Source organism: Polynucleobacter sp. HIN6, assembly GCF_030297575.1.
GTDB lineage: Bacteria > Pseudomonadota > Gammaproteobacteria > Burkholderiales > Burkholderiaceae > Polynucleobacter.
On sequence record NZ_AP028137.1, the window covers coordinates 1,256,185 to 1,282,164 of the forward strand.

The window sequence follows — 25,980 nt, forward strand, 5'->3', positions numbered from 1 at the left end:
AGATTAACAAACTTTTATGAATATTCTCACAATTAGCAAAATTTGCATATTGTCATTACTGACACTGAGCTTCCATACATTCGCACAGTCCGCAAAATCAACCATTCCGAGTCTTGAGGTCCACGGTATTCTTTGGGATCAGCATGAGATGACGATAGGCGAGGTCAAACGCTATGCCGCTGCAACCGGATTTCAAAGCGCAGCTGAGAAAGCTGGTGGCGGCACCTCCTATGAATTAGGCTTTGTGAAAAAACCTGGCTGGACTTGGCGTACTCCCTACGGGGTATCAGCTGGTGACAATGAACCGGCCGTCCACCTCAATGCTTTTGAGGCCCAAGCAATCTGCGAATTCTTTGGCAAACGCTTACCGACTGATAAAGAATGGACTGAGGCAGCCTTTTTGGAGCAACGTAAAACCCCGCCGGCCGGTTTTCAGCGGGGGCAGCGCTACCCCTACCCAAATGGCAGCACCCCGAAGGGCTCCCATTGCTTAAGTTCAGCCTGTGGGAACTACAAAGGCTTGGCCCCACCAGGAAGTTTGCTCCGTGGCGATGGCCATGTTGCAGCCGGGACGACTCAGCCAGGGGTGAATGGCCTATCGGATATGGGGGGCAATGTATGGGAATGGACGTCAACTAAAGTTAACAGTGAGCGCATTACCCGCGGTGCCTCGTGGTGGTACGGACCAGAACAGCAAATGGAGGGGAATGTGGCAACCAAGCCTGAGAACACCGTGGTGGTCTACATCGGATTTCGCTGCGTCCGAAATCCGTAATTGGTGCCCGAGGCCGGAATCGAACCGGCACGCCCTTTTTATGAGCGGCAGATTTTAAATCTGCTGTGTCTACCGATTTCACCACTCGGGCAAACGCAATCCAACATTGTAATAAATAGTTTACGCATGGTGATGCATCGCAACAATGAATCGCAGATTGAATCGTATCACGAGCAGAGAATTGACCCTCACCGCACAGCCTTTAAAAATAACCATGAAGCCATGCAAACAAAGGGTTTACCCCATATATGATTCTTTCTAATAATCCTACAATTTCCATCTGCTTTACACGCAGTATTAAATTGATATTAACTAGGAGATATGAATGTCCGAAACCAAAAAACAAGCACCACGTCGTAAATTTTTAAAAGGTGCAGCAGTCGGTAGCGCTGGAGCAGCCGCTCTAAGCTTTCCAATGATTTCTAAAGGTCAGGCAGCGCCACAAACGATGCGCTTCCAATCTACTTGGCCTGCGAAGGATATCTTCCACGAGTACGCACTCGACTTCGCGAAAAAAGTAAATGATATGACCGGTGGCGAACTCAAGATTGATGTTTTACCTGCTGGCGCCGTGGTTCCTGCATTCGGACTTTTGGATGCAGTATCAAAAGGTACGCTCGATGGTGGACATGGCGTAGTTGCTTATCACTACGGTAAGAACTCTGCACTAGCTCTCTGGGGATCAGGCCCTTCATTTGGTATGGATGCGAACATGCTGCTCGCATGGCATAAATACGGCGGTGGCCAACAATTCCTCGAGGAGCTCTATAAAACCGTTGGTGCCAACGTGAAGTCTTATGTGTATGGCCCAATGCCTTCACAACCTCTCGGCTGGTTCAAGAAGCCAATTACCAAAGCAGAGGATCTAAAAGGCCTCAAATACCGTACCGTTGGTATTGCCATTGATATGTTCACCGCCATGGGTGCTTCTGTAAACGCCTTGCCTGGTGGCGAAATCATTCCGGCAATGGATCGCGGCCTCTTGGATGCAGCGGAATTTAATAATGCTTCCTCAGATCGTCAATTGGGCTTCCCAGACGTATCCAAGGTTTGCATGTTGCAGAGCTACCATCAGAATGCTGAACAATTTGAGATTCTGTTTAACGGCACCAAGTACAACGCATTGCCAGCGAAACTTCGCGCTGTCCTCGACTACGCGGTAGATGCTGCATCTGCAGATATGTCATGGAAAGCTGTGGATCGCTACTCATCCGCTTATGAAGAGATGCAAACTAAGCAAGGTGTTAAGTTCTTTAAGACCCCAGACTCAGTATTGCGTACACAGCTGAAAGTATTTGATGATGTGGTTGCGAAGAAATCTGCAGAAAACCCACTCTTCAAAAGGATTGTTGACTCACAAAAGGCATTTGCAAAACGCTCTGTGAAGTGGGATCTAGACACCACAACTGGTCGTCGCATGGCCTATGACCACTATTTTGGTCAGCCAGCCAAGAAAGCCTAAGACAGGCTGAGTAAAACCGGTTTTCTTGATAGAATACCGGTTGAAGTGATTTGATGGGATGGTTATTTTTAACCATCCCATTTCTTATATATAAACAGTAGGTACAGCTATGCAAAACCTTTTTTTAACGGTCGATAAAATTTCGACATTTATTGGGCACTGCTTTGCTTGGTTAGTTTTGGCCCTGACTGCCCTTATCGGTTTTGAGGTATTTTCGCGTTATGTTTTGAATAGCCCCAATCCCTGGGCTTTTGATGCACAAATCATGATGTACGGGACCATGTTTATGATGGCCGGCGCCTATACCCTTGCAAAGAATGGTCATGTGCGCGGCGATATTCTGTATGGCTTTTTAAAGCCTCGTACCCAAGCAATCTTTGATTTAATTTTGTACGTAGTGTTCTTTATTCCTGGTGTAATCGCGCTTGCTTACGCTGGATACGGTTACGCAGCAGATTCTTGGAGAATTTTGGAACATTCGTCCATTACTGCGGATGGTCCTCCGATCTACCCTTTTAAAACCATCATTCCGGTTGCAGGCGTTGTTCTTCTCTTGCAAGGAATTGTTGAAATTTTTCGTTGCATCGTTTGCATACGGGAAGGCGAGTGGCCCTCACGCGAGCAGGACGTTGAGGAAGTCGACGTTGACGCCCTCAAAGCCATGGTTGGTAAAGACAAGGAATAAGCACTATGCGTAAAGAATTATTATTCGGCTTCTCTATCATGACCCTAGTGGTAGTGGCCACCCTCATCCTTATGCCGTGGGGAAATATTGAAAGTGGTCATATCGGCTTACTCATGCTCTCCTTAGTCGTAGTTGCCATTATGTTGGGCTTCCCCACCGCCTTTACCCTCATGGGCATGGGCATGATTTTTACTTTTTTTGCCTATAGTTTTCAAAATCCAGAGCTAGCATTACAAAATACGCTGTCCTTAATGGTTCAACGCGCCTATGCGGTAATGACCAATGATGTTCTGATCTCGATTCCGCTATTTGTGTTCATGGGGTATTTGGTCGAACGCGCGAACCTAATTGAAAAATTGTTCCGCTCGCTCCACCTTGCTCTGGTTCGAGTCCCAGGATCTCTTGCAGTCGCCACCATCTTTACGTGTGCAGTATTTGCTACTGCAACAGGTATTGTTGGTGCCGTTGTGACTCTGATGGGTTTACTTGCTTTACCCCAGATGTTGAAGTCTGGATATGACACCCGCGTATCTGCCGGATGCATCACCGCTGGCGGTTGCCTAGGTATTTTGATCCCCCCTTCAGTGCTTTTAATTGTATATGGAGCAACAGCTGGGGTATCGGTAGTTCAGCTTTATGCAGGCGCCTTCTTTCCTGGGTTGATGCTGGCAACTTTGTACATTGGTTATGTCATTATTTTGGCAAAACTCAAGCCCAAATTAATGCCACCTCTTGCAAAAGAGGAGCGCGAGGTTCCGCTACCAATGAGCTATACCGAGCTCGGTGAAAAATTAAGCCAGAAAGTAATTCCGGCGCTTTTGATGAGTCTTAAAGGCAAGCGTAATCTCAACGTCAGCGGTAAAGAGATTGCTAAATCGATCATTATTGCCCTCTTACCGTTAATTGTATTTATTGGTTTTACCGGATCGATCTATCAAATCGCGACCAAACCCGCTGAAGTAATCGAGATGGATCTCATGCCGATGGGATTTGCGGGAAGTGGTTCAGATTATTCAGGCGAATCAAGCTCGACGGGTCTTGGCGAGCCTCCCGGTGCTGAAAAAGAGTCATCCAGCACAGGCCTTTCGCTACCACCAGGCGCCGAGGATGAAAAACCTGCGACTGCGCAAGTAAGTGCTAGCGAAGAGCCTGCAAAAGCTGCTGAGCCGCCCAAGCCTGTTGATGCGCCATTGTGGTTTTGGATCATGACTGGCATCCTTGGTGCGATTTTGTTGGTCTACTACGCCCTACTGACCTGGGTTCGCCTCGAGATCTTCAAGATGCTCTTAGGATCTTTTTTCCCATTGGCAATCCTTATTCTATTTGTGTTGGGCTCAATTGTTTTCGGTCTGGCTACGCCGACTGAGGCAGCAGCAGTTGGTGCAATTGGTGGGTTTGTATTGGCTGCCGCATATAAACAACTGAACTTCACTGTGGTCAAGGAATCGGTCTTTCTGACCGCGAAGACAGGTGCCATGGTCTGTTGGTTGTTTGTCGGTTCATCGATTTTCTCGGCAGCCTTTGCCCTATTGGGTGGCCAAGATTTAGTTGAGAAATGGGTGCTCTCGCTTGGCTTAAGCCCGATTGAGTTTTTGATACTGTCTCAGATCATTATTTTCTTATTGGGTTGGCCACTGGAGTGGACTGAGATCATCGTGATCTTCATGCCGATCTTTGTGCCATTGCTCGATAATTTTGGTATCAATCCATTGTTTTTTGGTTTATTGGTTGCTCTGAACTTGCAAACCGCTTTCCTCTCACCCCCGGTTGCGATGTCAGCGTTCTACCTCAAAGGCGTTGCACCTCCGCACGTCACCTTAAACCAAATCTTCATGGGCATGTTGCCATTCATGGGCATCCAAGTAATTGCTATTGTCTTGCTCTACACATTCCCACAGATTGGTTTGTGGTTACCAGGGGTTCTGTACAAGTAATAGTCTGAGATCTCAACCCCGCTTCGGCGGGGTTTTTTATGCCAGCATGAGTCCTGATGAAATCCTCTAGATCGATGATTAAACTATCGCGCTTCTTACGCTTTTTTGTAATTGCGTTTGTAGTTTTAATCGCATTGATTACTTTGCTTGTGGTCGGCTACTGGATGAGCGCCAAATCCAATTATTCTGGATCGCTCATTAGTGCCGGTCTAGCTCAAGAGGTAAACATTCGGTTTGATGAGAACGACGTCCCGCACATTAAAGCAAAAACGCAACGAGATGCGTATTACGCTCTGGGATTTGTGCATGCTACCGAACGCTCTTGGCAACTGGAAATTAGTCGGCGCTTAGCTTCAGGGCGTCTCTCTGAAATTTTGGGTGAACGCACGGTCTCGCTTGATCGCTTTATCCGCACCTTAGGCATTAAACAAGCAGCCGAGAAACAGTTCGAACGCTACCCTGCTGAATTTAAGCAATTGTTGCAAGCCTATGCGGATGGCATCAATGCTGGCAATCAGTCACTTGGCTGGGCTTTACCAATCGAGTATTTTTTGACCGGATCGAAACCTGGTTATTGGTCTCCTGCGGATAGCGTTGCCTGGTCTCTGATAATGGCATTGGATCTGGGTGACAACTGGCAAAAAGAATTATTTCGCTTAGAGCTCTCGCAATATCTCAACACGGCTGAGATTTGGCAAGTCATGCCACCCTACCCTGGCAGCAATCCAGTTACTTCGATGGATTTTGCCAAGCTGTATCGAGAGCATCAGGTTTTTAGACCCTCTCAATCTAAAGCTCAAGCATCTCGAGAGGATGAGCCTTACTTACTAAAACAGGCCGATACTGTTGGGTGGCTTAGTGATCAGCAAGAGGGCTTGGGCTCCAACAACTGGGTACTCACAGGCAAAAAAACGGTCTCTGGTAAACCTCTGCTGGCGAATGATCCGCATTTGGGTCTAAGTGCACCATCAACTTGGTACTTTGCGCACCTAGAGGCTCCGGGTTTAAATGTAATCGGCGCCACCTTGCCAGGTATCCCGGCGATTGTTTTAGGAAAGACCGACAAAATTGCCTGGGGATTTACCAATACTGGCCCCGACGTGCAAGATCTATATTTGGAAAAGATTGATCCGAGCAATCTCAATCAATATATTGGCCCAGACGGTGCGATCTCTTTTTTGGCGCGCGAGGAGATTATTCAGATTAAAGATAAGCCACCGCTACGATTTGTGGTTAGGCAAAGTCGCCATGGTCCTATCATTTCGGACAGTCATGCCCGCGCTAAGAAAGTGATTGATACGCAGCGTTATGCACTAGCCCTACGCTGGACGGCCTTGGATATCGAGAATCAAACCTTGATGGGCGGCATCCTCATGAATCGTGCCGATTCAATTGACTCATTGAAGGCTGCCTTGCGTCATCACTATGCTCCCATGCAAAGCGTGGCTATGGCTGATATTCAAGGCAATATTGCATTGCAAGTTGCTGGAATTGCACCCCGTAGGCAACTACACCAAGGTCTCTATGGGGTTGCGCCGGCTCTAGGGTGGGAGCGCCAATATGATTGGACGACCTATGTGCCGTTTGAGCAATTGCCCAGCTTTTCGAATCCAAGCTCAGAGTGGCTAGCAAGCGCCAATCAAGAAATTATCTCTGCAACGAATCCAAACCCACTAACTGGAGATTGGGATCTCCCCTTTCGATACGACCGCATCGAAGCAATGATTGGGGCAAAAGACCAGCATGATCGTAATTCCATGCAAGCGATGCAAGGCGATGTGCTTTCCTTGGGGGCGCAGCCCCTCTTGGCCTTATTCAAGAGTGCTCGCTCGAGTCATGTCCTGCAGCCTAGTATCCAGTCAGCGATCGATGGTTTTAATGGAGGGATGAGTGCGGATTCGGTAGCCGCTTTGGTCTTCAATGCCTGGGTTGATCAATTAACACGAATCTTATTCTCTCGTTTAGGGGATTCATTTACCGAGGAATATGGCAGGCGCCATTTTCGGGGAGCGCTCCTCAATCAAATCAGCAATCCCAATAGTCCGTGGTGTGATGTGCACACCACAACTGAGATAGAAAATTGCCAAGGTGCCGCCAATCTTGCATTGCAGCGTGCCTTAAATGATTTGAGTCAGCGTTATGGAAAATCAACGAATGATTGGCGCTGGGGTAAAGCGCATCACGCCGTTTCCGAGCATCGTCCTTTTAAAAACATTCCCTTTTTATCAAGTCTATTTAATGTCAGCGTTCCATTTCCAGGAGATGCCTTTACGGTCAATGTTGGACGTCCTGTGCTGAACAATCCCAAAGCGCCTTTTGCGGCCAATCATGCGCCCAGTCTGCGAGCAATCTATGACCTAAATGATCCAGAACAATCGGTCTTCATGTTTCCGACAGGTCAGTCCGGTTGGGTTCAAAGTCAACGCTATCGCAATCTAAGCGATGCATGGGCAAAAAATCAAGTCATCCCATTGGCAATGAAGCCCAAACAGGTCCAGCGTGAATTGGTCCTCAAGACCAAGTCGTTTTGAGTTATGGCATCGACCCATTACAATCCCTATTAATTACAGAGGATTATCATGAAAATTATTCTTCAACTTCTCAGTGTTTCAATCTTTGCTCTTTCCTCTAATGTTGCTTTAGCTGCCTGGGATGAACTGGGAAGCAATGAGTTCATCACGATTTTGATTGATAAATCTAGTATCAAGAAATCTGGGGATAAGGTACAAGTTCTATCGATGCTCGATCTGAAGAAGCCTGGGGTTGAACCTAAAACCAAGTTACCCGTGAACTCCATCATTGGCCTGAATGAATACCATTGCGGGCAAGTTCAATATCGCCCCTTAGAGGTCAAATTTATGTCGGGTAAGCGTGGTGAAGGCAAGGTGGTTGATGAAATCAAGACCCCAAATAGCAGTTTTGAGGCAATCGTGAGCGGCGATTGGCCGGCAGGAGTTTATAACCTTGCGTGTCGCGCAAACTAATCCAATTAAGCAATTAATCAGCAACCATGGGGCGCTCACCCTACTCTGTTTTTTTACCTTAATCAGCCTTGTCACGTTACAGGGCTGTGCGGCCCCTCTCATGGCAGCCGCCAGTAGTGTCGGTACCGCTGCAGGATCTGCGGCGGCAGCGAGCCCAATGACCGCAGTTAGCGTTACCTCAACCGTGACTACAGGGCGCTCCCCGCTCGAACATGCCACATCCGCAGCGACCAAAAAGGATTGCAGCTTCTTTAACGTGTTTAGTTCTAAACCAATTTGTGAAGAAATTGTGATCCCTACTGTTCAGGACCGCAGTGAACTCATCATCGGGGAAGCAGATCGCAATACGGCGATTATTGAGGTAATTGACGTGAGACCAAGTCAGTAGCGAATGGGGTGAACGACGGGACTCGAACCCGCGACAACCAGAATCACAATCTGGGACTCTACCAACTGAGCTACGTCCACCATTGCTACAAACGCATTATAACGACTATGCTCCCGAACCGATTGACGGGGGCTCAAATAGCGCCCAATCTCCCAGCTCCATACTGGCCTCCAAAAAGAAGGTTTCAATAGCATCGGCTGTCTTCACTTTTGCCAAAGCATGATGATCGGATAAGCGTTGACGCCACCGGCGCGATCCAGCGCGCCCGTGCGCTAAGCCCATGATGTGACGGGTGATGGCTCCAAGATAAAACGGTTTGTGGTTGGCTTGGCAATCGGCCAACCATGCTTGACTGTATTGAATCAAGCCAATTTGCACTCGATGCCAATCTGCCTCACTAAAGAGGTAACCCACTGCATTGCCATTACTTTCAATGAGATCATCCCAACCCAAGAGCATGGCCGGAAAATGGTAGGCGGCGCGACCAATCATAAAACCATCAAAATCAGACCAATGCTGCGCCATATCGTGATTGGACTCTAAGCCACCATTGAGTAATACGTTTAGATTTGGATAGCGCTTTTGTGCGTCGCGACGTAATTGCTTGGCGACCTCATAGTGCAATGGGGGCTTAGTGCGATTTTCTTTAGGTGATAGGCCTTTCAAGACCGCATTGCGAGCATGAATCGTAACCTGAGAAGCCCCCGCAGCAGCTACTCCCAATACAAAATCCAATACAAATTGGTAGTCACGCGACGATTGGGCCGCATCCATTTGATCAAGCCCCAAACGATGCTTAACCGAAATCGGCAGATCGCAGGCAGCACGCATCGCACTCACGCACTGGGCTACGAGTTCGGGTTCAGCCATTAGGCATGCCCCAAACGCCCCTTTTTGGACCCGCTCGGAGGGGCAACCACAATTGAGATCAATTTCGTCATAGCCCCATTGTTGGGCAAGTGCTGCACATTGGGCGAGCTCAGCAGGATCACTCCCACCGAGTTGCAAAACCACTGGGTGCTCTTCATGACTGAAATCCAAATGCCGTGGCTGGTCACCGTGTAAAAGCGCCCCTGTGGTTACCATCTCGGTATACAGTACGGCGCGCTTAGTCAGCATTCGATGAAATGACCGGCAATGACGATCGGTCCACTCCATCATGGGAGCAACGGCTAAGCGCTTGGTACTCATGCAATCAGTCCCAAGGATTGATTAACTTCAATTTCGTTGGATCAAAGTCGCTGGTATTGCGCGTAACCAAAGTCAAACGGTGCTCAATCGCTGTCGCTGCAATCATGGCGTCTCGCTCAGAAGATGGATTGGGAACATGGAGATCAGCGCAGCGAAGTGCAATTGGAACATCAATTGGAATAATTCGATCAGCAAATACCGGGAGAATCATTTGCATCAGCCATTTTTTTAATAACTGGCCCTGCTTTTTATCTCGGCGCGCAACCGACAGAATGCCTTGTTCAATTTCTAGAATACTAATCACCGAGAGAAACATCCGAGATGGGGCAATCGATTGTGCCCAATCATGAACTTGTGGATGAATCTTGGACGTGCCCGCTTTTCTGAGCTCAGAGATGACATTGGTGTCGAGAAGGTACATTAGGAAAGATTGCTTGGCTTCGTTAAGCGCTTTATTTTCTCAGGCTCGAACTCGATCTCGGCTAATCCAGGCATACCCACAAGATCAAGGATGGTTTTTTGCTGACCGATCACGCGTTGGTAGTCTTCGTATCGCATCAATACATGCGAGGGCTTGCCGCGATCCGTAATAAATACCGGGCCTGATTGACAGGCTTTCTTTGCACCGCTGGTGTCTTGGTTAAATTCTCGGCTTGATAAGGTCTTTGGCACTTTATTCCCCATAACCTATTAAATGTAGCAATGTTACTACATTTTTCTGATGGGGATCCGACTTACACTTCCTCGCGCGAGGCCTTCTTACGCTCATGCTCTTTCAGGAAGCGCTTGCGTAAGCGGATGCTCTTTGGGGTAACCTCAACCAACTCATCATCGGCAATAAATTCCACAGCGTATTCCAAGGTGAGTTGCACGGGCGGTACAAGGCGCACTGCCTCATCGGTTCCAGAGGCGCGCACGTTAGTGAGCTGCTTCCCTTTAATGGGATTCACCACTAGATCATTATCACGACTATGAATCCCAATAATCATGCCCTCATAGAGAGGGTCGCCGGGCGATACAAACATACGGCCACGGTCTTGTAGCTTCCACAATGCATAGGCAACCGCATCGCCATCGTCTTGACTAATCAATACGCCATTGTGGCGCTCACCCAAAATTCCATCTTTGACGGGGCCATACGAATCAAAATTATGGCTCATGAGTCCGTTACCACGGGTCAGGGTCATAAACTCCCCCTGAAATCCAATCAAGCCTCGCGCTGGAACCCGATACTCAAGACGCGTACGCCCTTTACCATCACTCACCATGTCCAGGAGCTCGGCTTTGCGCTTACCCAACTCTTCCATCACCCCACCTTGTGTGGAATCTTCCACATCCACCGTGAGGTTCTCGTAGGGCTCTAACTTCACGCCATTTTCTTCATGAAACACTACACGGGGTCGTGACACCGCTAACTCATAACCCTCGCGTCGCATGTTCTCAACCAAAATAGTGAGATGGAGTTCGCCCCGACCCGATACTTCAAATACGGTATCGTCATCCGTATCACGTACCCGCAACGCCATATTGGATTTGAGCTCGCGATCCAAGCGCTCCCGAATTTGCCGACTGGTCACAAACTTCCCTTCACGGCCCGCGAGAGGGCTGGTGTTCACCATGAAGTTCATGGTGAGGGTTGGCTCATCGATCTTCAGCATCGGCAAGGCATCGACCTGCTCAGGTGCGCAGATCGTGGTACCAATTGCTAAGTCTTCAATACCATTCACCAAAACAATGTCACCCGCAATGGCTTCATCAACCACTTCGCGCTCAAGACCCTTGAACTTCAGCACTTGATTGATGCGACCCTTAAAAGGTGTGCCATCGGGACCATTGATGCAAACCACATCGGTACCGGGTTTAATTTTTCCGCGCCGAATCCGACCCACACCAATTTTGCCGACATAGTTGCTGTAATCAATCGATGAAATCTGCAACTGCAATGGGGCATCGATTTCATCATCGCGCACTGGCACATGCGTTAGTACTGCATTAAAGAGTGGGCGCATATCGCCAGAACGCACATTCTCATCGGTGCCGGCATAGCCATTTAAGCCAGAGGCATAAATGACCGGGAAGTCTAACTGCTCTTCGGTTGCGCCCAATTTATCAAAGAGTTCAAAGGTTGCGTTAATCACATAATCACAACGGGCACCAGGACGATCCACCTTATTGATGACAACGATGGGCTTTAAACCCAAGGCAAGGGCTTTCTTTGTCACAAATCTGGTTTGGGGCATCGGGCCTTCAACCGCATCGACCAGCAGTAATACACCATCGACCATCGAGAGAACGCGTTCAACCTCGCCGCCGAAGTCCGCATGCCCTGGGGTATCCACAATGTTGATGTGTGTACCCTCATACTCCACAGCGCAGTTTTTAGCCAAGATGGTGATACCACGCTCTTTCTCGAGATCATTGGAATCCATGATTCGTTCGGAGATCTTTTCATTCGAACGAAAGGTTCCAGATTGCCGTAAGAGTTGATCAACCAGAGTGGTTTTGCCGTGGTCAACGTGGGCGATGATGGCGATATTACGAAGTGCGCGTTTGGTCATGAGTTGCTTTACAAAAAGATCAATTAGTTTTGGTTCAAAAGTCGTTGAGCGATAAATCGTCGGGGGTGCAACACCCCACTGCGCCAATCTGCCGTTCCAATAAAGTTTTGCGGCAAAGCTTGGCTGCGATAAATCCGAAATAAAGAATTAGCCCACTGGCTGGCACGATTGAGTGCGCATGGCACGCGCTGACCCATTTCTAGGCGTTTGGCCTGTTGGTCATCTACTGTCAACTCAGGCAGAGTTTGCAATAAGGCATCGACTGGGAGCAATACCGTGGAGGTATTTTCAAGGGACTCTAGGGTGCAACTCTGCTCCAAACTCAGATGGCCAACCTTGGTGCGTCGCAAGGCGCTCAAATGTGCACCACAACCCAATGCGTTACCAATATCTTGAGCCAAGACCCGGATATAGGTTCCCTTGCTGCAGTGGACTTCGATCTCTACATGGGGCCAATGAATAGCGACAAGACGAATCGAGTAAATAGTAATTTTTCGGGGCTCACGCTCAATCTCCACACCCGAACGGGCGTATTCGTAAAGGGGTTTACCATCGCGTTTTAATGCCGAGTACATTGGTGGAATCTGCTCAATATCACCCATGAATTTAGGTAGGATTGCCTCCAAGAGTGTTTTGGCCATCAAATCATCCACGACTTCGGCAGTCGATCGCTCGGCTAATACCTGCCCCTCAGCATCACCCGTATCAGTTTCGATGCCAAAGCGCAGGGTTGCGATATAGGTCTTATCAGCGTCCAAAAGATCTTGAGAATACTTGGTGGCCTCACCCAAACAAATAGGTAACAGACCTGTTGCCATTGGGTCTAAGGTACCGGTATGACCAGCCTTTTCTGCCTGAAAATAGCGCTTAACCGCAGTGACCGCACCTTGGGAACTCATACCATTGGGTTTGTCTAATAAGACCACCCCATCAATTCGTTGCGCCATCGCTATTAATTGGGCTTTGAGCCCAAGGCCTGATCAATTAATCGTGACATCTCTGCGCCCCGCTCTATCGAGGTATCAAACACAAAATGCAAAGTAGGTACGGTATGGGTATGCATCCGCTTAAAGAGAAGAGAGTGTAAGTATCCGGCTTTCTCTTGTAGCGATCCCAGCGCATACTGTGGATCACCACCCAAAACCGTGAAATACACTTTCGCATGCGCGAGATCAGGCGATAGCTCCACCGCTTGAATGGTAATTAAACCATTCAAGGGGTCACGCAATTCCCGGGGGATCAACTCTGCAAGATCGCGCTGAATTTGATCTGCGAGACGCTGATGGCGATGAGGACTGGTTTTGTGCATGATGATTAAAGAGTACGCGCTACTTCAGTCACTTCAAAGATCTCGAGTTGATCACCCTCTTGGATGTCATTGTTGTTTTTCAAGGAAAGGCCGCATTCAAATCCACCTTTCACTTCTTTCACATCATCTTTGAAGCGCTTTAAGGAATCGAGTTCACCGGTCCACACTACGACGTTGTCGCGTAATAAGCGCACCCGTGAGTTACGGCGCACGATCCCATCAAGCACCATACAGCCTGCAATGGCCCCAACCTTGGACACATGGAAGACCTGTCGGATCTCAACCAATCCAGTAATTTCTTCCTTCTTATCTGGTGTCAACATGCCGCTTAAGGCTGCTTTCACTTCATCGACCGCATCATAAATAATGTTGTGATAGCGAATATCCACGCCATTACTCTCAGCCAGCTTACGTGCTACCGCATCAGCCCTTGCGTTAAATCCAATAATCACCCCCTTCGAGGCAATCGCGAGATTGACGTCAGTCTCTGTAATACCACCAACGGCAGCGTGTACGATCTGCACCTTCACCTCATCGGTAGAAAGCTTTTGCAGAGATTGTGAGAGAGCCTCTTGCGAACCCTGCACATCGGCTTTAATAATGATCGGCAAAATCTTAGCTTCGACGGCGCCCTCGCCCATGGTCTCCATCATGTTCTCCAACTTGACCGCCTGTTGCTTGGCCAACTTGACGTCTCGGAACTTACCTTGACGGAACAGGGCAATCTCACGGGCTTTGCGCTCGTCAGCGACTACTTGGAAGGTCTCTCCAGCATCGGGCACTTCCGATAAACCCTGAATCTCAACCGGAATCGATGGTCCTGCTTCATTGGTTGATTTGCCGTTTTCATCCAACATCGCACGGATGCGACCATAGGACTGACCAGCCAACAACATGTCACCGCGCTTTAATGTGCCAGATTGAACCAATACAGTAGCGACTGGACCACGCCCTTTATCTAGACGCGCTTCAATCACAATCCCCTGGGCAGGTGCCTCTTTAGGAGCCTTAAGCTCCAACACTTCCGCTTGCAACAACACGTTTTCCAGCAAGGCGTCGATACCTTCACCAGTTTTTGCAGACACTCCAATAAATGGTGAGTCACCACCGTACTCTTCAGGTACTACCTCTTCGCTCACCAGTTCGGTTTTCACGCGATCGGGGTTGGCTTCGGGTTTATCGATCTTATTGATCGCTACCACTAAGGGCACATTGGCGGCTTTCGCATGATGAATCGCTTCACGCGTTTGCGGCATCACACCGTCATCAGCAGCCACCACTAGGATGACGATATCGGTCGCCTTTGCACCACGTGCACGCATGGCTGTAAAGGCTTCATGACCTGGGGTATCCAAGAATGTGATGACACCACGTGGAGTCTCGACGTGATACGCGCCGATATGCTGTGTAATACCGCCTGCCTCACCAGCGGCCACTTTCGCAACTCGGATCTTATCCAAGAGCGATGTTTTGCCGTGATCGACGTGACCCATTACGGTTACAACAGGTGGTCTTGGCATCAATGGGGCATCTTCAGCCGCCGCACCAAGATCAATCTCTGGATCATCCAATTTAGCAGCATGGGCTTTATGGCCCATCTCTTCCACGATGATCATCGCAGTATCTTGGTCCAGCACTTGGTTAATCGTCACCATCTGACCCATGCCCATGAGTAACTTGATGACCTCAGCGCCCTTGACTGACATTTTGTGGGCTAGATCGGCTACGGTAATGGTCTCCGGAATATGCACATCACGCACAATCGGCTCAGTGGGTACCTGGAAATTGCTCGCTGGGTTATCGTCTTGATGCTGCTGCTTCTTACGACCCCCGCCTGTTCGCCATCCGCCGCCTAAGCCGCCAGTAAGGTCACCGCGTGTTTTTAGGCCAACCTTGCGCTTTGCACCCTCTTCTTGCCAGGTGGAGGAAGTCTCAGAAGACTTAATCAGTTTGCCGCCAACCTTCGTGGGCTTTTTCTTATCATCGCCGCCATCTGCTTTAACTGGCTTATGCAAAGTGCCTTTTTTAGCCTCTTCACTGGCGATCTCACTTGGAGCTTTTAGTACGCGCGCCGGGGCACTCATCATGTCCCGAATTGCCGACACCTCAGCCTCTGCCGCCGCGCGGCGTGATTGCAGTTCAGCCAACTCCTTTTTGGCCTGCTCTTTGCTAGCAGCCTCTTGCTCGGCCTCTACCTTGCTTGGCTTTTGCTCAGCTTCTATCTTCTTTTGCTTGGCCTCACTCGCCGCTTTCATTTCGGCTTCTTGTCGCGCCAAGAGTTCCGCTTGACGAGCAGCCTCCGCGGCACGCTTTTCTAACTCCTCATCGGAAAGAATAGGCTTGGTCTCAACTGCTGCAGTTGGCTTTGCCTCAGTCGGCTCATCTGCCTTACCAGCATCATCACGCTTAACTAAAACACGCTTTTTGCGCACCTCAACTTGCACGGTGCGGGTTCGCCCCGCTGAATCTGCTTGACGGATTTCGCTGGTCTCGCGCTTGGTAAGAGTGATCTTTTTACGCACACCAGGCTCAGCACTGCCGTGTGCTTTTTGAAGGTAAGCCAGTAACGCGGTCTTATCTTTATCGGTGATCTTGTCAGCCTCGGATTCCTTATCGATTCCAGCGGCCTTGAGTTGTTCCAATAAATCAGCGGGGCTGCGTTTGAGCTCCTCGGCTAATGCTTTTACAGTTGTTGTCGCCATGCGCTTCCCCTCATGCATTAAACCAATGTTCGCGCGCCTTCATAATGAGCGTTTTGGCTGCTGTTTCATCCATACCCGTCATCTCAACGAGCTCATCTACAGCCAATCCAGCCAGATCATCGCGCGTATGCACTTGGTTCTCGGCTAAGGTTGCAATATATTCGGTGGAGAGACCTTCAAGCGAGCGCAAATCTTGCGAGACCTCCTCAAGACGCTCTTCTTTTGCTAACTCCATGGTCAGCAAGGAATCGCGCGCGCGAGTCCGTAACTCATTGACGGTATCTTCGTCAAATGCGTCTATCTCAAGCATCTCAGAAAGCGGCACGTAGGCAACTTCCTCAAGAGAATTAAAGCCCTCTTCGATCAAAATATCAGCGACCTCTTGGTCCACATCGAGTTTGTCCATGAAGAGTTGGCGCACCGCCACGGATTCTTTTTCTGACTTCTCGGCAGACTCTTCTGGGGTCATGATGTTAATTTGCCAGCCGGTTAACTCGCTAGCTAAACGTACATTCTGACCACTACGACCAATTGCGATTGCTAAGTTTTCTTCATCAACCACCACATCCATCGCATGACGCTCTTCATCAACCACGATCGATGACACTTGTGCAGGCGCTAATGCACCAATCACAAATTGAGCTGGATCCTCAGACCATAGAACAATATCAACAGCCTCGCCCGCTACTTCATTACGCACTGCGGTTACACGAGTGCCACGTACACCAACGCAGGTTCCAATCGGATCAATGCGCTTGTCATGGGTCACTACAGCAATCTTGGCTCGGATGCCAGGATCGCGAGCAGCACCCTTAATTTCTAGTAAACGCTGCTCGATCTCGGGCACTTCGTTCTCAAACAACTTAATCAAGAAGTCAGGGCATGTTCTCGAGAGCTCAATTTGAGGACCACGTGCCTCACGATCCACTTTCAGAATATAAGCACGCACACGATCGCCAGAGCGTAAATTCTCTTTGGGGATCATTTGATCACGACGCAGTAATGCCTCGACACGACCCGATTCCACGATCAGGCCATTTTTATCCGCCCGCTTGACGGTGCCGGTCATAATTTTTTCACCGCGCTCCAGATAGTCATTCAAAATCTGCTCACGCTCGGCGTCGCGAATGCGTTGCAAGATCACCTGCTTAGCGGCTTGGGCACCAATCCGGCCAAAGGCTAAGGATTCGATTTGCTCTTCGATGTAATCGCCCGTCTCAATATCGGAGATTTGCTCTTTGGCCTCAAATTGCAAAATTTCTTTATCGGGCTCCTGAAGACCAGCTTCATCGGGAACCACCAACCAGCGGCGGAAGGTCTCATACTCACCGCTGTTGCGATCAATCGAAACTCGAATATCAACATCCTCGGTGTACCGTTTTTTGGTTGCCGAGGCAAGCGCCAACTCAAGAGCTTCAAATACGATCTCACGATCAACATTTTTTTCACGGGCCAGGGCTTCTGCCAACATGAGAACTTCACGACTCATGATTTTCTTCCTTTGAAATCAATAACAGGGACCAAACGAGCTTTTTCTACTTCAGACAAACTAAATTCCAGTTCGGCTGGAGAGCCATCGCTCGCCTCAAATAACAAACTAAACTTTGCATCCGGTGTGTTGACAACCCCAGATATCAGGCCTTGCAACACCCCTTTAAAATTCTTTCGATTACCTACTGCAATTCGTAACTTCAGTTCAATTTCCAAACCTGCGAACCGAACAAAATCATCACCAGACTTAATCGGTCGATCTAAACCAGGTGACGAGACCTCGAGTCGCTCGTACGGCACGTTCTCAACCGCAAAGGTGTAGGTCAACTGATGACTCACCTTCTCGCAATCCTCAACGGTGATCATGCGCTCATAGTCGGGGTTCTCAATCGTGACCCGCAATAAACCACGGCCCTCACGCTCAATATCAACGAGCGAGTAGCCCAAATTACGCACCTCGGCAGAAATAATCTGCTGTTCTTTCACATCTTCCCCACAAATCAACCGCTGTTATAAAACTGCATTTACAACGCATTTGGCAAAAAAAAATGGGCTTACAAGCCCATATTCCTCATTACCAGAACAGGCCAGCCTACGTTGATGTCAACATCAGCCGGTGTATGTGTGAATTATACCTGAATCAGAAAAATCACTGAGAAATCAGAAACTTTCACCTGAATTTCGGGGCTTGCGTGGGCCCTTGAACGGCTTACCCTTATTGGGTCGCCGCTGACCCCCAGTGCTATTGCCCGCTGGGGCACTAAAGCCACTGGCGTGATGAACTTTTTGACCCTTCGAGCGGGGTGAGCCCGATTTGCCTCCTCTGGAGTGCGAGGGTTTTTGCCCAAAGCCGCCGCGCCCTCCACCACCATTTGCACCTCGACCTTGACCAGGTAAGTGCGATACCCCATGCCCATGGTGAGTGGCTAGCGTGAGCGCCTCCTTGGATCCCCAATACGATACGGAGGTTTGCATGGGATCAGGCTGAAAGTTGGGATCGCTCACTGGGTCCATTCGCGAGGATCGACCCTGAGACTGACCTTTATCTTTTGCCATATTCTGGGGCAGCTTCAGACCAGCCATCCGCATCAGTTGCGCCACGCTCTCCATCGGCACCTCTTCCCACTTCCCGCGACGCAAACGCGGTGGCAACATAAAAATACCGTAACGGGTTCGAATCAGACGTGACACCACATGACCAGTTGCCTCAAACATCCGACGCACTTCACGATTACGCCCTTCGGTCAATGCAACTGAGTACCAACGATTCGCGCCATCACCACCGCCTTGACTCAAACGCAAGAAACGCGCCTGTCCATCATCAAGCGTGATACCTGTTTTTAATTGTTCGGCAGATTCCGCCGATAGCTCACCCAAAATACGCACCGCGTATTCACGCTCAACTCCATAACGTGGATGCATTAAGCGATTAGCAAGTTCTCCTGAGGTCGTGAAGAGTAATAATCCCTCGGTGTTGAAATCCAAACGGCCTACAGCAATCCAGCGGCCTTGGCGAGGTTTTGGTAAGCGATCAAACACGCTGGGGCGTCCTTCGGGGTCAGCCTGACTCACAATTTCTCCAGCGGGTTTGTGATACAGAATCACACGAGGGGGCTTCGTCGGGATCTTGCGATGCACGACCTTACCATTGATACGAACAATATCGCTGGGGCCAACGCGCTGCCCAATGTGGGCCGGCATACTATTGACCGAGACGCGACCCTGAATAATTAGATCTTCCATCTCGCGACGCGATCCCATTCCTGCGTCAGCCAAGACCTTGTGAAGCTTAACCGTATCTTCATCATCTGCATCATCATCTAAACCATCGAGATCAGACCAGACCTCATCGCGCAAACTCAGGGGTAACTCATCAACGCTCGCAAATTGCAGACGCTCAAGATCACTTAAAGACTCAGGCTCCTCAGATTCCTCCTCGCCCGCCTTACCGGCACGCCGCTCAACACCAGCCTCATGCGATATCTCTGCAGGATCATCACGAACGGCCTCTACAGGCTCAGGGGCTTCAAGAGCAGCATCAAACTCCCCGGAGACCACAGCTGCAAATAAGGCCTCGGTCTCGGCGATTAACTCAGGAGAGACTGATGCAGCTGCCTTCGGATTTTCATTTGCGGAACCTCCGGAGTGACGCTTATTTTTGTTGAACTTGCCTGGACGGGATTTGTTATTGAATTTATTAAACCGCCGCGGACCCCGATCTTTGCGTTGCTCACCGCCCTCGTCTCGCGAAGTTGGGCCATCGGCTGTATCTGGGATGGCACTTACTTGGGAAGAATCGTTTTCAGGACTTGTCATTCTCAGAACTCTCAGTGGACGACTCAAGCGGAATAACGGTCTCCACCGTGGCATCGGCATCAAACTCAATTACGGCTTGTCCTAATGCTTCTGCGGATATGGAGCCATCCTCGAGCATTGGTAAGCTTTGCAAATCTTTTAGACCCAAATCGTCTAAAAATTGTTTGGTGGTGGCATAAAGGCCTGGTCGACCAATCGTCTCTTTATGACCAACCACTTCCACCCAGCCACGATCTTCCAACTGACGCATCACATTACTACTCACAACCACGCCACGCACTTCCTCAATTTCTCCTCGAGTGACAGGCTGACGATAGGCAATGATCGCTAAGGTCTCAAGCACTGCCCTTGAATACTTTGGTGGCTTTTCTGGGGTGAGACGATCCAAATACTCGCGCATCTGAAGGCGGCTCTGGAAACGCCAGCCCGTTGCAATGCTAACCAGCTCCATCCCCTTGTCTTGCCACTCTTTCTGAATCTCCAACAAAATATTCTGCAGGTCTGCATTAGCCAAAGGCGGATCCACAAAGAGTCGGCTTAGCTCATTCACCGTTAGTGGTTCTTGGGCGCAAATTAAGGCGGTCTCGATGACCCGCTTGTAGTGATCGTTATCCATATGTTGTATCAAACAGCTAGGCTGTTTAGAGGCTTATTCACAATCGTCAAAAAAGGTTGGGGTGTTTATGGACTGCGCCGGCATCACTCACAGCAATTCTTATTATGGGAAAAGGCCAGCCATCCAAGGAGGTCAAGTCGCTTGCGAAGCAATTTACACCTGTCACTCCATTATAGGGTAGGGTCAATACAATAGCCAAATGTCCTTATTTTCTCCAAATCGTCGCTTGTTTTTTCAAGGCTTAGGTCTTGCTGGAATCAGCGCCCTCCCTGGGTGCAGTATGTTTCGTGACAGCCCTAAACCCCCAGTCATTGCACTGGTTCTTGGCTCTGGTGCTGCCCGGGGTTTTGCACATATTGGAGTAATTAAGGCCCTCGAGGCTCAAGGAATTCGTCCCAATCTCGTGGTAGGTTCAAGCGCAGGAAGCGTAATTGCCGCTCTATATGCCTCTGGTTATAGCGGACTGGAGCTCAATCGGATTGGGCTCAATTTAGATGAGGCAGCCCTTGCAGACTGGGCCTACCCCTTTGCCGGGCGCTTTGGTGGATTAATCAAAGGCGATGCATTGCAAAGCATGGTCAATCGCGAGGTCCAGAATCGATCCATCGAACAAATGACCCTGCCACTCGGAATTGTTGCCACGGAATTACAAACCGGTAAAGGTGCTCTCTTTCGTCGAGGGGATACCGGTCTAGCGGTGCGGGCATCCTGCGCTGTGCCCGGGGTCTTTCAGCCCGCACTGATTCAAGGACGTGAATATGTCGACGGCGGATTAGTCGCTCCCGTGCCCGTCCGTTATGCGCATGAGATGGGTGCCACTTTTGTGATTGCCGTCAATATTTCTTCCGATGCGAGCGCATTTAATGCCACGGGCACGCTTGGTTTATTGCAACAGACCATCAGCATCATGCAGCAGAGCATCAATCAATACGAGTTAGCAAAGGCAGATATTGTGATTACGCCTCAACTTAAGCAGATGGGAAGTGCTGACTTTAGAGCGCGTAACGCCGCTATCCTCGCTGGCGAGCTCGCCGCCCAAGAAAAAGTGGGTGAGATTAAAGAAAAGCTTCGAGGATTGAAATAGGATTAAAGCTTACGTGGCTGAGCGCGTAACTTTTTTGCTTCCTGAATGAGGGCATTACGCTCAGCATTGCTTAACTCATCAGTTCCATCTAAGCGTCTCGCACCATCAAAGCGCTTATCCCAATAGGCACTTGCTAAGTCATCAACTCGGACTGCTGAACCCTTTGATGGGGAGTGAATGAATTTGTTATCGCCCACATAAATACCAACGTGTGAAAAGGTGAGGCGCATCGTATTGAAGAACACCAAATCACCGGGCTCTAACTCCTCCCGAGAAATAGGCTTACCCACTTTACTCATTTGCGAGGACTTAGGTGGGAGCAAAAAACCCAATTTATCTTTAAACACAAATCGCACAAAGCCACTCGCGTCCAAACCGGATTGTGGCAAATCACCATTCCAGCGATATCGCACCCCAATTAATTGCATCGCCTCATTAATCAGGGCTTCGGTTTTGGTGGATACCGAATCCACCACCTGATGGGTAAAGCGTGCAAAGTAGGAAGAATTGCCCTCAATCCGAACTTCTGGTTTTGGGGCCTCTTTAGCTACTGTATCTGTAGCAGTGTTAGCACTGGCAATCGATACCAATCCACCCAAAACCATGGCGGTTAGGAATTGAAAAGGTAAACGGATCATGTGCTTACGAATAGGCATGAATGGATTCTAGCAAAACCGAACCAAAAGGGAAAGCAAGTTCATCCCGAATATTGATTCTTAAGTAATTGTTTTATATCGATTTTTATTTCTAGGTCAGCTCCGCCGCCTTAAATAATGCTTTGGTATAGGGCTCTTTGGGATCACGAACCATCGCCTCAGTCTCGCCATACTCCACCACTTCTCCAGAGCGTAACACCATGAGTTCATGTGACATTGCCCGGATCACCGCTAGATCATGACTAATGATGAGATAAGCAAGGTTGTACTTCTTTTGAAGTTCACTAAGCAACTTTAAGACCTGTTTTTGGATCGAAACATCTAAGGCCGAAGTGGGTTCGTCGAGCACCAGTATTTGTGGCTTCAGAATCAGTGCGCGCGCAATCGCAATTCGTTGGCGCTGCCCACCAGAAAACTCATGGGGATAGCGCTGGAGAGCGGAACGATCCAAACCAACTTCACGCAAGATCTCAACCACTCGGGTCTCCCGTTCGCCATAAGACAAATGCGGTTGATGAACACTCAAACCCTCGGACACAATCTCAAAAATGGTCATGCGTGGTGATAATGAACCAAAGGGGTCCTGAAAAATCACCTGCAAATGGGCGCGCATTGCACGACGCTCAATTGGAGTTAGCGTTGACCACGATTGATCCAAGACCGAGACATCACCTTCCACCTTGGCCCTTGTCTCTCCAAGCAATCCCAGAATGGCCATGGCCAAGGTTGTTTTCCCAGAACCAGATTCACCAATCACACCAATCGTTTGCCCTTGCTTGAGTTGCAGACTTAAGGGCTTGAGGACTTGATGGCGCTTCGCTTTACTAAACCAATCCCGCCAGCGCAAGCCACCACTAGCAAAATTGGATTGCGGGTAAGAGACACTTAATCGATGAGCGGTTAATAAAACGGGGGCCAATGGCACTACCGGTAGCAGTTCACGCTCAGGCTGACTGTTCACCAATTGCTCCGTGTAAGGATTCGTGGGGTGCGAGAAAACTTCATGCGTTGATCCAGCCTCCACCAGACACCCCTGATTTAAGACCCCTACCCGGTTTGCAAAATGCTTCACTAAATTGAGGTCATGCGTGATTAATAGAATCGCCATGCCACCCCGCTCTTTGGCCTCTTCTTGCAGATCGCGCAGTAAATCCAAAATCTGAAGACGCAAACTCACATCCAAAGCAGTGGTTGGCTCATCGGCAATCAACAAACGTGGTTTGCATGCCAACGCCATCGCAATCATGGCGCGTTGACGCTGACCACCCGATAACTGATGGGGATAGGCATAAAAACGCTCTTCTGCTTGCAAAATCCCGGTTTTCTTCAGAAGCGTAATGGCAGTCTGGCGGCATTCCTCCAAAGGCATTAAGGGCTCATGCACCTGAACTGCTTCAACAATTTGATTGCCAATGGTAAACAAGGGATTGAGCGCGGTCATTGGCTCCTGAAAGATCATCGCAATCTCCCGCCCCCGAACCTCCCGAATACGCTCAATCGATAAATCTAATAGATTTTCTTCTGTGCCATCCTCGCGTTGCCAGAGAATCCGGCCCTGCAGACGAGCACCTTCTGGGGTGAGGCGCAGCGGCGCCAGTGCGGAGAGTGTTTTTCCGGAACCGGATTCACCAACCAAGGCAATGCGCTCACCTGGCGCAATGCTCAGATCGAGTTCACGAACGGCATACTTCTCTCGTCGCCCAGTACCAAACGAGATCGAGAGTTGCTCATAGCGCAATAAGCTCATGCGCGCGCCCCTGTTAACGGGTTGCTCTTGCGAGAATCAAAGGCATCTCGCAATGCCTCGCCCATAAATGTTAATAAGAGTAAGGTGCCCCCGAGCACTACGAAGGTCGACACCGAAATCCACCAGGCATCAAGGTTTGCCTTACCCTGCGATAGCAACTCCCCCAAGCTAGGAGTTCCAGGAGGCACTCCCAATCCCAAGAAATCCAAACTCGTGAGTGACAGAATCGCCGCACTCATCCGGAACGGTAAAAAAGTAATGACAGGGGTTAAGCTATTTGGCAAGATATGCCGCCGCATAATCTGGGCATTTGTCAGTCCCAAGGCTTTAGCCGCACGCACATACTCAAGAGCGCGATTACGAAAGAACTCGGCACGCACGTAGTCGGATAAACCCATCCATCCAAATGCCGCTAACAAAATAATCAGTAAGAGCACGCTAGGGTTAAAGATCGAAGCAAAAATAATAAGCAGATATAACTCGGGCATCGCTGACCAAATCTCAATGATGCGTTGGGTAATGAGATCAAAGCGTCCCCCAAAAAATCCCATCAATGCGCCGGTGAGTACTCCAACCGCTACACCCACTGCAGTCAACGCCATGCCAAACAGAATGGATAAACGAAATCCATAGATGAGGCGTGCCAATACATCACGCCCCCGATCATCGGTACCTAACCAGTTCTCCGCCGAGGGTGCTGCTGGATTAGGCTCTTTGGCAAAGTAATTGAGGGTCTCAAAACTATAGGGGATGAGGGGGTAAATGGCCCAGTTCGATCCATCGGTAATATTCTTTTTAATATCCGGATCGAGATAATCGGTGCGCGTAGCAAAGTCGCCCCCAAAGACGGTCTCTGGATAATTTTTGACTAAGGGGAAATAGAACTTACCCTCGTAGCGCACCACTAAAGGTTTGTCATTCGCGATCAACTCTGCGCATAAACTCAAACCAAACAGGATCGAGAATATCCATAAGCTGACATAGCCCAAGCGATTCGCTTTAAAGCGCAGCCATTTGCTCACGATCCACCCCCAGAGCCAAATTGGATACGGGGATCGACCAGCACATAGCAAAGATCAGAAATTAACTTTGTAATTAGACCTATTAAGGTAAACAGATAGAGCGTGCCAAACACTACAGGGTAGTCTCTGCGCATCACTGCTTCATAGGAAAGTAAACCTAAGCCATCGAGAGAGAACAGGGTTTCAATTAAGAGTGAGCCAGCAAAGAAGGCGCCAATAAATGCGGCAGGAAATCCAGTGATCAGAGGAATTAAGGCATTCCGAAAGACATGCTTCCACAGCACCTTGTTCTCACTCACCCCTTTTGCTCGGGCGGTTAAGACATATTGCTTACGAATCTCTTCTAAAAAAGAATTTTTCGTAAGCATCGTAATCACTGCAAAGCTACCTAGCACGGACGCGGTGATGGGCAAGACCAAATGCCATAGATAATCCAACACTTTGCCAATCAAACTAAGCTCACTCCAGTTATCGGAGGTCAGGCCGCGCAGAGGAAAGATTTGCAGAAAACTTCCTCCGCCAAAGAGTACCAATAGCAATACCCCCAGGACAAATCCCGGGATCGCATAGCCCACCAAAATCATCGTGCTGGTGACGCGATCAAAACGCGTGCCATCGCGGACCGCTTTAGCAATCCCCAGGGGAATCGACACTAAATAACTGATAAAGAAAGTCCAAAGACCAATGCTGATCGAGACAGGTAGCTTTGAGATCACCAAATCCCAAACGCTTTTGTGTTGGTAGTAGCTTTGTCCCAAATCAAATTGCGCAAAGCGTTTGAGCATCATGAAGTAGCGCTCAAGCGGAGGTTTATCAAACCCATATAAGGCTTTGACTTGCTCAAGCCGTTCGGCATCCACCCCTTGACGTCCACGATAGGTCACGCCACCTCCCGAGGACTCACCACCGACCGCTGCATCGCCCTTACCCTTAAGTTCGAGCATCAGCTGCTCGACAGGCCCACCAGGAACAAATTGCACCACTGCAAAAGTCAGAGTTAAAACCCCAAGCAAGGTGGGGATCATGAGCAAAACCCGCTTAATGATGTAGATCAGAATCT

Annotated in this window: 23 protein-coding genes and 2 tRNA genes; 8 read left to right on the forward strand and 17 right to left on the reverse strand. The window is 49.3% G+C overall.

Going from position 1 to position 25,980, the window contains the following annotated elements:
- Positions 1-16: 16 nt before the first annotated feature.
- Entirely contained in the window at positions 17-775 is a 759-nt protein-coding gene (locus QUE66_RS06460; RefSeq protein WP_286223248.1) for a formylglycine-generating enzyme family protein, read from the forward strand.
- 1 nt (position 776) lies between these two features.
- On the opposite strand, the gene QUE66_RS06465 is transcribed toward QUE66_RS06460, so the two are convergent.
- A tRNA-Leu gene (locus tag QUE66_RS06465) sits at positions 777-866 on the reverse strand.
- 234 nt (positions 867-1,100) lie between these two features.
- Between QUE66_RS06465 and QUE66_RS06470 the strand changes: the two genes are divergently transcribed.
- The 6 genes from QUE66_RS06470 to QUE66_RS06495 all read left to right on the forward strand — a co-directional run bounded on the left by QUE66_RS06470 (position 1,101) and on the right by QUE66_RS06495 (position 8,228).
- Complete coding sequence (locus QUE66_RS06470; protein ID WP_286223249.1) at positions 1,101-2,237, forward strand: TRAP transporter substrate-binding protein; 1,137 nt, start codon at positions 1,101-1,103, stop codon at positions 2,235-2,237.
- Between the two features lie 109 nt (positions 2,238-2,346).
- Positions 2,347-2,922, forward strand: coding sequence for a TRAP transporter small permease subunit (locus QUE66_RS06475; RefSeq protein ID WP_286223250.1), 576 nt, complete (start codon positions 2,347-2,349; stop codon positions 2,920-2,922).
- Positions 2,923-2,927: 5 nt separating this feature from the next.
- Positions 2,928-4,856, forward strand: coding sequence for a TRAP transporter large permease (locus QUE66_RS06480; RefSeq protein WP_286223251.1), 1,929 nt, complete (start codon positions 2,928-2,930; stop codon positions 4,854-4,856).
- A 74-nt stretch (positions 4,857-4,930) separates the two neighbouring features.
- A complete protein-coding gene (locus tag QUE66_RS06485) occupies positions 4,931-7,387 on the forward strand; it encodes a penicillin acylase family protein (protein WP_286223252.1) in 2,457 nt (818 codons plus the stop codon).
- Positions 7,388-7,435: 48 nt separating this feature from the next.
- Positions 7,436-7,840 (forward strand): surface-adhesin E family protein, encoded by a 405-nt coding sequence (locus QUE66_RS06490; protein WP_286223253.1) that lies wholly within the window; start codon positions 7,436-7,438, stop codon positions 7,838-7,840.
- Entirely contained in the window at positions 7,821-8,228 is a 408-nt protein-coding gene (locus QUE66_RS06495) for a hypothetical protein (RefSeq protein ID WP_286223254.1), read from the forward strand. The genes QUE66_RS06490 and QUE66_RS06495 overlap by 20 nt, the downstream gene beginning before the upstream one ends.
- 4 nt (positions 8,229-8,232) lie before the next feature.
- Here the strand turns inward: QUE66_RS06495 and QUE66_RS06500 are convergent.
- The 12 genes from QUE66_RS06500 to scpB form a co-directional block, all read right to left on the reverse strand.
- Positions 8,233-8,308: transfer RNA gene (locus tag QUE66_RS06500), tRNA-His, on the reverse strand.
- A 25-nt stretch (positions 8,309-8,333) separates the two neighbouring features.
- On the reverse strand, positions 8,334-9,419 hold the full coding sequence (gene dusA / locus QUE66_RS06505) for a tRNA dihydrouridine(20/20a) synthase DusA (protein WP_286223255.1): 1,086 nt from the start codon (positions 9,417-9,419) through the stop codon (positions 8,334-8,336).
- Between the two features lie 4 nt (positions 9,420-9,423).
- Entirely contained in the window at positions 9,424-9,840 is a 417-nt protein-coding gene (locus QUE66_RS06510; RefSeq protein ID WP_286223256.1) for a type II toxin-antitoxin system VapC family toxin, read from the reverse strand.
- Positions 9,840-10,091 (reverse strand): type II toxin-antitoxin system Phd/YefM family antitoxin, encoded by a 252-nt coding sequence (locus QUE66_RS06515; protein WP_286223257.1) that lies wholly within the window; start codon positions 10,089-10,091, stop codon positions 9,840-9,842. The genes QUE66_RS06510 and QUE66_RS06515 overlap by 1 nt, the downstream gene beginning before the upstream one ends.
- A gap of 62 nt (positions 10,092-10,153) precedes the next feature.
- Positions 10,154-11,977 (reverse strand): translational GTPase TypA, encoded by a 1,824-nt coding sequence (gene typA, locus QUE66_RS06520; protein WP_286223258.1) that lies wholly within the window; start codon positions 11,975-11,977, stop codon positions 10,154-10,156.
- Between the two features lie 23 nt (positions 11,978-12,000).
- Complete coding sequence (gene truB, locus QUE66_RS06525) at positions 12,001-12,924, reverse strand: tRNA pseudouridine(55) synthase TruB (protein ID WP_286223259.1); 924 nt, start codon at positions 12,922-12,924, stop codon at positions 12,001-12,003.
- Positions 12,925-12,929: 5 nt separating this feature from the next.
- On the reverse strand, positions 12,930-13,286 hold the full coding sequence (gene rbfA, locus QUE66_RS06530) for a 30S ribosome-binding factor RbfA (protein ID WP_108508795.1): 357 nt from the start codon (positions 13,284-13,286) through the stop codon (positions 12,930-12,932).
- 5 nt (positions 13,287-13,291) lie between these two features.
- On the reverse strand, positions 13,292-15,988 hold the full coding sequence (infB, locus tag QUE66_RS06535; RefSeq protein ID WP_286223260.1) for a translation initiation factor IF-2: 2,697 nt from the start codon (positions 15,986-15,988) through the stop codon (positions 13,292-13,294).
- A 10-nt stretch (positions 15,989-15,998) separates the two neighbouring features.
- Positions 15,999-17,477, reverse strand: coding sequence for a transcription termination factor NusA (nusA, locus tag QUE66_RS06540; RefSeq protein WP_108508796.1), 1,479 nt, complete (start codon positions 17,475-17,477; stop codon positions 15,999-16,001).
- Entirely contained in the window at positions 17,474-17,965 is a 492-nt protein-coding gene (gene rimP / locus QUE66_RS06545; RefSeq protein WP_286223261.1) for a ribosome maturation factor RimP, read from the reverse strand. Before rimP ends, nusA begins: the two co-directional genes overlap by 4 nt.
- Positions 17,966-18,139: 174 nt before the next feature.
- Positions 18,140-19,795, reverse strand: coding sequence for a pseudouridine synthase (locus QUE66_RS06550; RefSeq protein WP_286223262.1), 1,656 nt, complete (start codon positions 19,793-19,795; stop codon positions 18,140-18,142).
- Positions 19,782-20,411: an SMC-Scp complex subunit ScpB gene (scpB, locus tag QUE66_RS06555; RefSeq protein ID WP_286223263.1), complete on the reverse strand. Its 630-nt coding sequence runs from the start codon at positions 20,409-20,411 to the stop codon at positions 19,782-19,784. The genes QUE66_RS06550 and scpB overlap by 14 nt, the downstream gene beginning before the upstream one ends.
- Before the next feature lie 199 nt (positions 20,412-20,610).
- Between scpB and QUE66_RS06560 the strand changes: the two genes are divergently transcribed.
- Positions 20,611-21,495: a patatin-like phospholipase family protein gene (locus QUE66_RS06560; protein WP_286223264.1), complete on the forward strand. Its 885-nt coding sequence runs from the start codon at positions 20,611-20,613 to the stop codon at positions 21,493-21,495.
- A gap of 2 nt (positions 21,496-21,497) precedes the next feature.
- Here QUE66_RS06560 and QUE66_RS06565 read toward each other — a convergent pair whose 3' ends face one another.
- The 4 genes from QUE66_RS06565 to QUE66_RS06580 all read right to left on the reverse strand — a co-directional run bounded on the left by QUE66_RS06565 (position 21,498) and on the right by QUE66_RS06580 (position 25,978).
- Positions 21,498-22,151, reverse strand: a complete 654-nt coding sequence (locus QUE66_RS06565) for a C40 family peptidase (RefSeq protein ID WP_286223265.1) — start codon at positions 22,149-22,151, stop codon at positions 21,498-21,500.
- Between the two features lie 91 nt (positions 22,152-22,242).
- A complete protein-coding gene (locus tag QUE66_RS06570) occupies positions 22,243-23,898 on the reverse strand; it encodes an ABC transporter ATP-binding protein (protein WP_286223266.1) in 1,656 nt (551 codons plus the stop codon).
- Positions 23,895-24,920: an ABC transporter permease gene (locus QUE66_RS06575; RefSeq protein WP_286223267.1), complete on the reverse strand. Its 1,026-nt coding sequence runs from the start codon at positions 24,918-24,920 to the stop codon at positions 23,895-23,897. The genes QUE66_RS06570 and QUE66_RS06575 overlap by 4 nt, the downstream gene beginning before the upstream one ends.
- Positions 24,917-25,978, reverse strand: coding sequence for a microcin C ABC transporter permease YejB (locus QUE66_RS06580; protein ID WP_286224750.1), 1,062 nt, complete (start codon positions 25,976-25,978; stop codon positions 24,917-24,919). Before QUE66_RS06580 ends, QUE66_RS06575 begins: the two co-directional genes overlap by 4 nt.
- Positions 25,979-25,980 lie beyond the last annotated feature (2 nt).

What these genes read in the sequence shown, in the direction of transcription:
- QUE66_RS06570 (WP_286223266.1), bottom strand. Translation starts at nt 23,898, where the DNA reads ATGAGCTTATTGCGCTATGAGCAACTCTCGATCTCGTTTGGTACTGGG.
- QUE66_RS06480 (WP_286223251.1), top strand. Translation starts at nt 2,928, where the DNA reads ATGCGTAAAGAATTATTATTCGGCTTCTCTATCATGACCCTAGTGGTA.
- QUE66_RS06485 (WP_286223252.1), top strand. Translation starts at nt 4,931, where the DNA reads ATGATTAAACTATCGCGCTTCTTACGCTTTTTTGTAATTGCGTTTGTA.
- QUE66_RS06510 (WP_286223256.1), bottom strand. Translation starts at nt 9,840, where the DNA reads ATGTACCTTCTCGACACCAATGTCATCTCTGAGCTCAGAAAAGCGGGC.
- QUE66_RS06565 (WP_286223265.1), bottom strand. Translation starts at nt 22,151, where the DNA reads ATGCCTATTCGTAAGCACATGATCCGTTTACCTTTTCAATTCCTAACC.
- scpB (WP_286223263.1), bottom strand. Translation starts at nt 20,411, where the DNA reads ATGGATAACGATCACTACAAGCGGGTCATCGAGACCGCCTTAATTTGC.
- QUE66_RS06460 (WP_286223248.1), top strand. Translation starts at nt 17, where the DNA reads ATGAATATTCTCACAATTAGCAAAATTTGCATATTGTCATTACTGACA.
- QUE66_RS06560 (WP_286223264.1), top strand. Translation starts at nt 20,611, where the DNA reads ATGTCCTTATTTTCTCCAAATCGTCGCTTGTTTTTTCAAGGCTTAGGT.
- infB (WP_286223260.1), bottom strand. Translation starts at nt 15,988, where the DNA reads ATGGCGACAACAACTGTAAAAGCATTAGCCGAGGAGCTCAAACGCAGC.
- dusA (WP_286223255.1), bottom strand. Translation starts at nt 9,419, where the DNA reads ATGAGTACCAAGCGCTTAGCCGTTGCTCCCATGATGGAGTGGACCGAT.
- nusA (WP_108508796.1), bottom strand. Translation starts at nt 17,477, where the DNA reads ATGAGTCGTGAAGTTCTCATGTTGGCAGAAGCCCTGGCCCGTGAAAAA.
- QUE66_RS06490 (WP_286223253.1), top strand. Translation starts at nt 7,436, where the DNA reads ATGAAAATTATTCTTCAACTTCTCAGTGTTTCAATCTTTGCTCTTTCC.
- typA (WP_286223258.1), bottom strand. Translation starts at nt 11,977, where the DNA reads ATGACCAAACGCGCACTTCGTAATATCGCCATCATCGCCCACGTTGAC.
- truB (WP_286223259.1), bottom strand. Translation starts at nt 12,924, where the DNA reads ATGGCGCAACGAATTGATGGGGTGGTCTTATTAGACAAACCCAATGGT.
- QUE66_RS06475 (WP_286223250.1), top strand. Translation starts at nt 2,347, where the DNA reads ATGCAAAACCTTTTTTTAACGGTCGATAAAATTTCGACATTTATTGGG.
- QUE66_RS06550 (WP_286223262.1), bottom strand. Translation starts at nt 19,795, where the DNA reads ATGACAAGTCCTGAAAACGATTCTTCCCAAGTAAGTGCCATCCCAGAT.
- QUE66_RS06470 (WP_286223249.1), top strand. Translation starts at nt 1,101, where the DNA reads ATGTCCGAAACCAAAAAACAAGCACCACGTCGTAAATTTTTAAAAGGT.
- rbfA (WP_108508795.1), bottom strand. Translation starts at nt 13,286, where the DNA reads ATGCACAAAACCAGTCCTCATCGCCATCAGCGTCTCGCAGATCAAATT.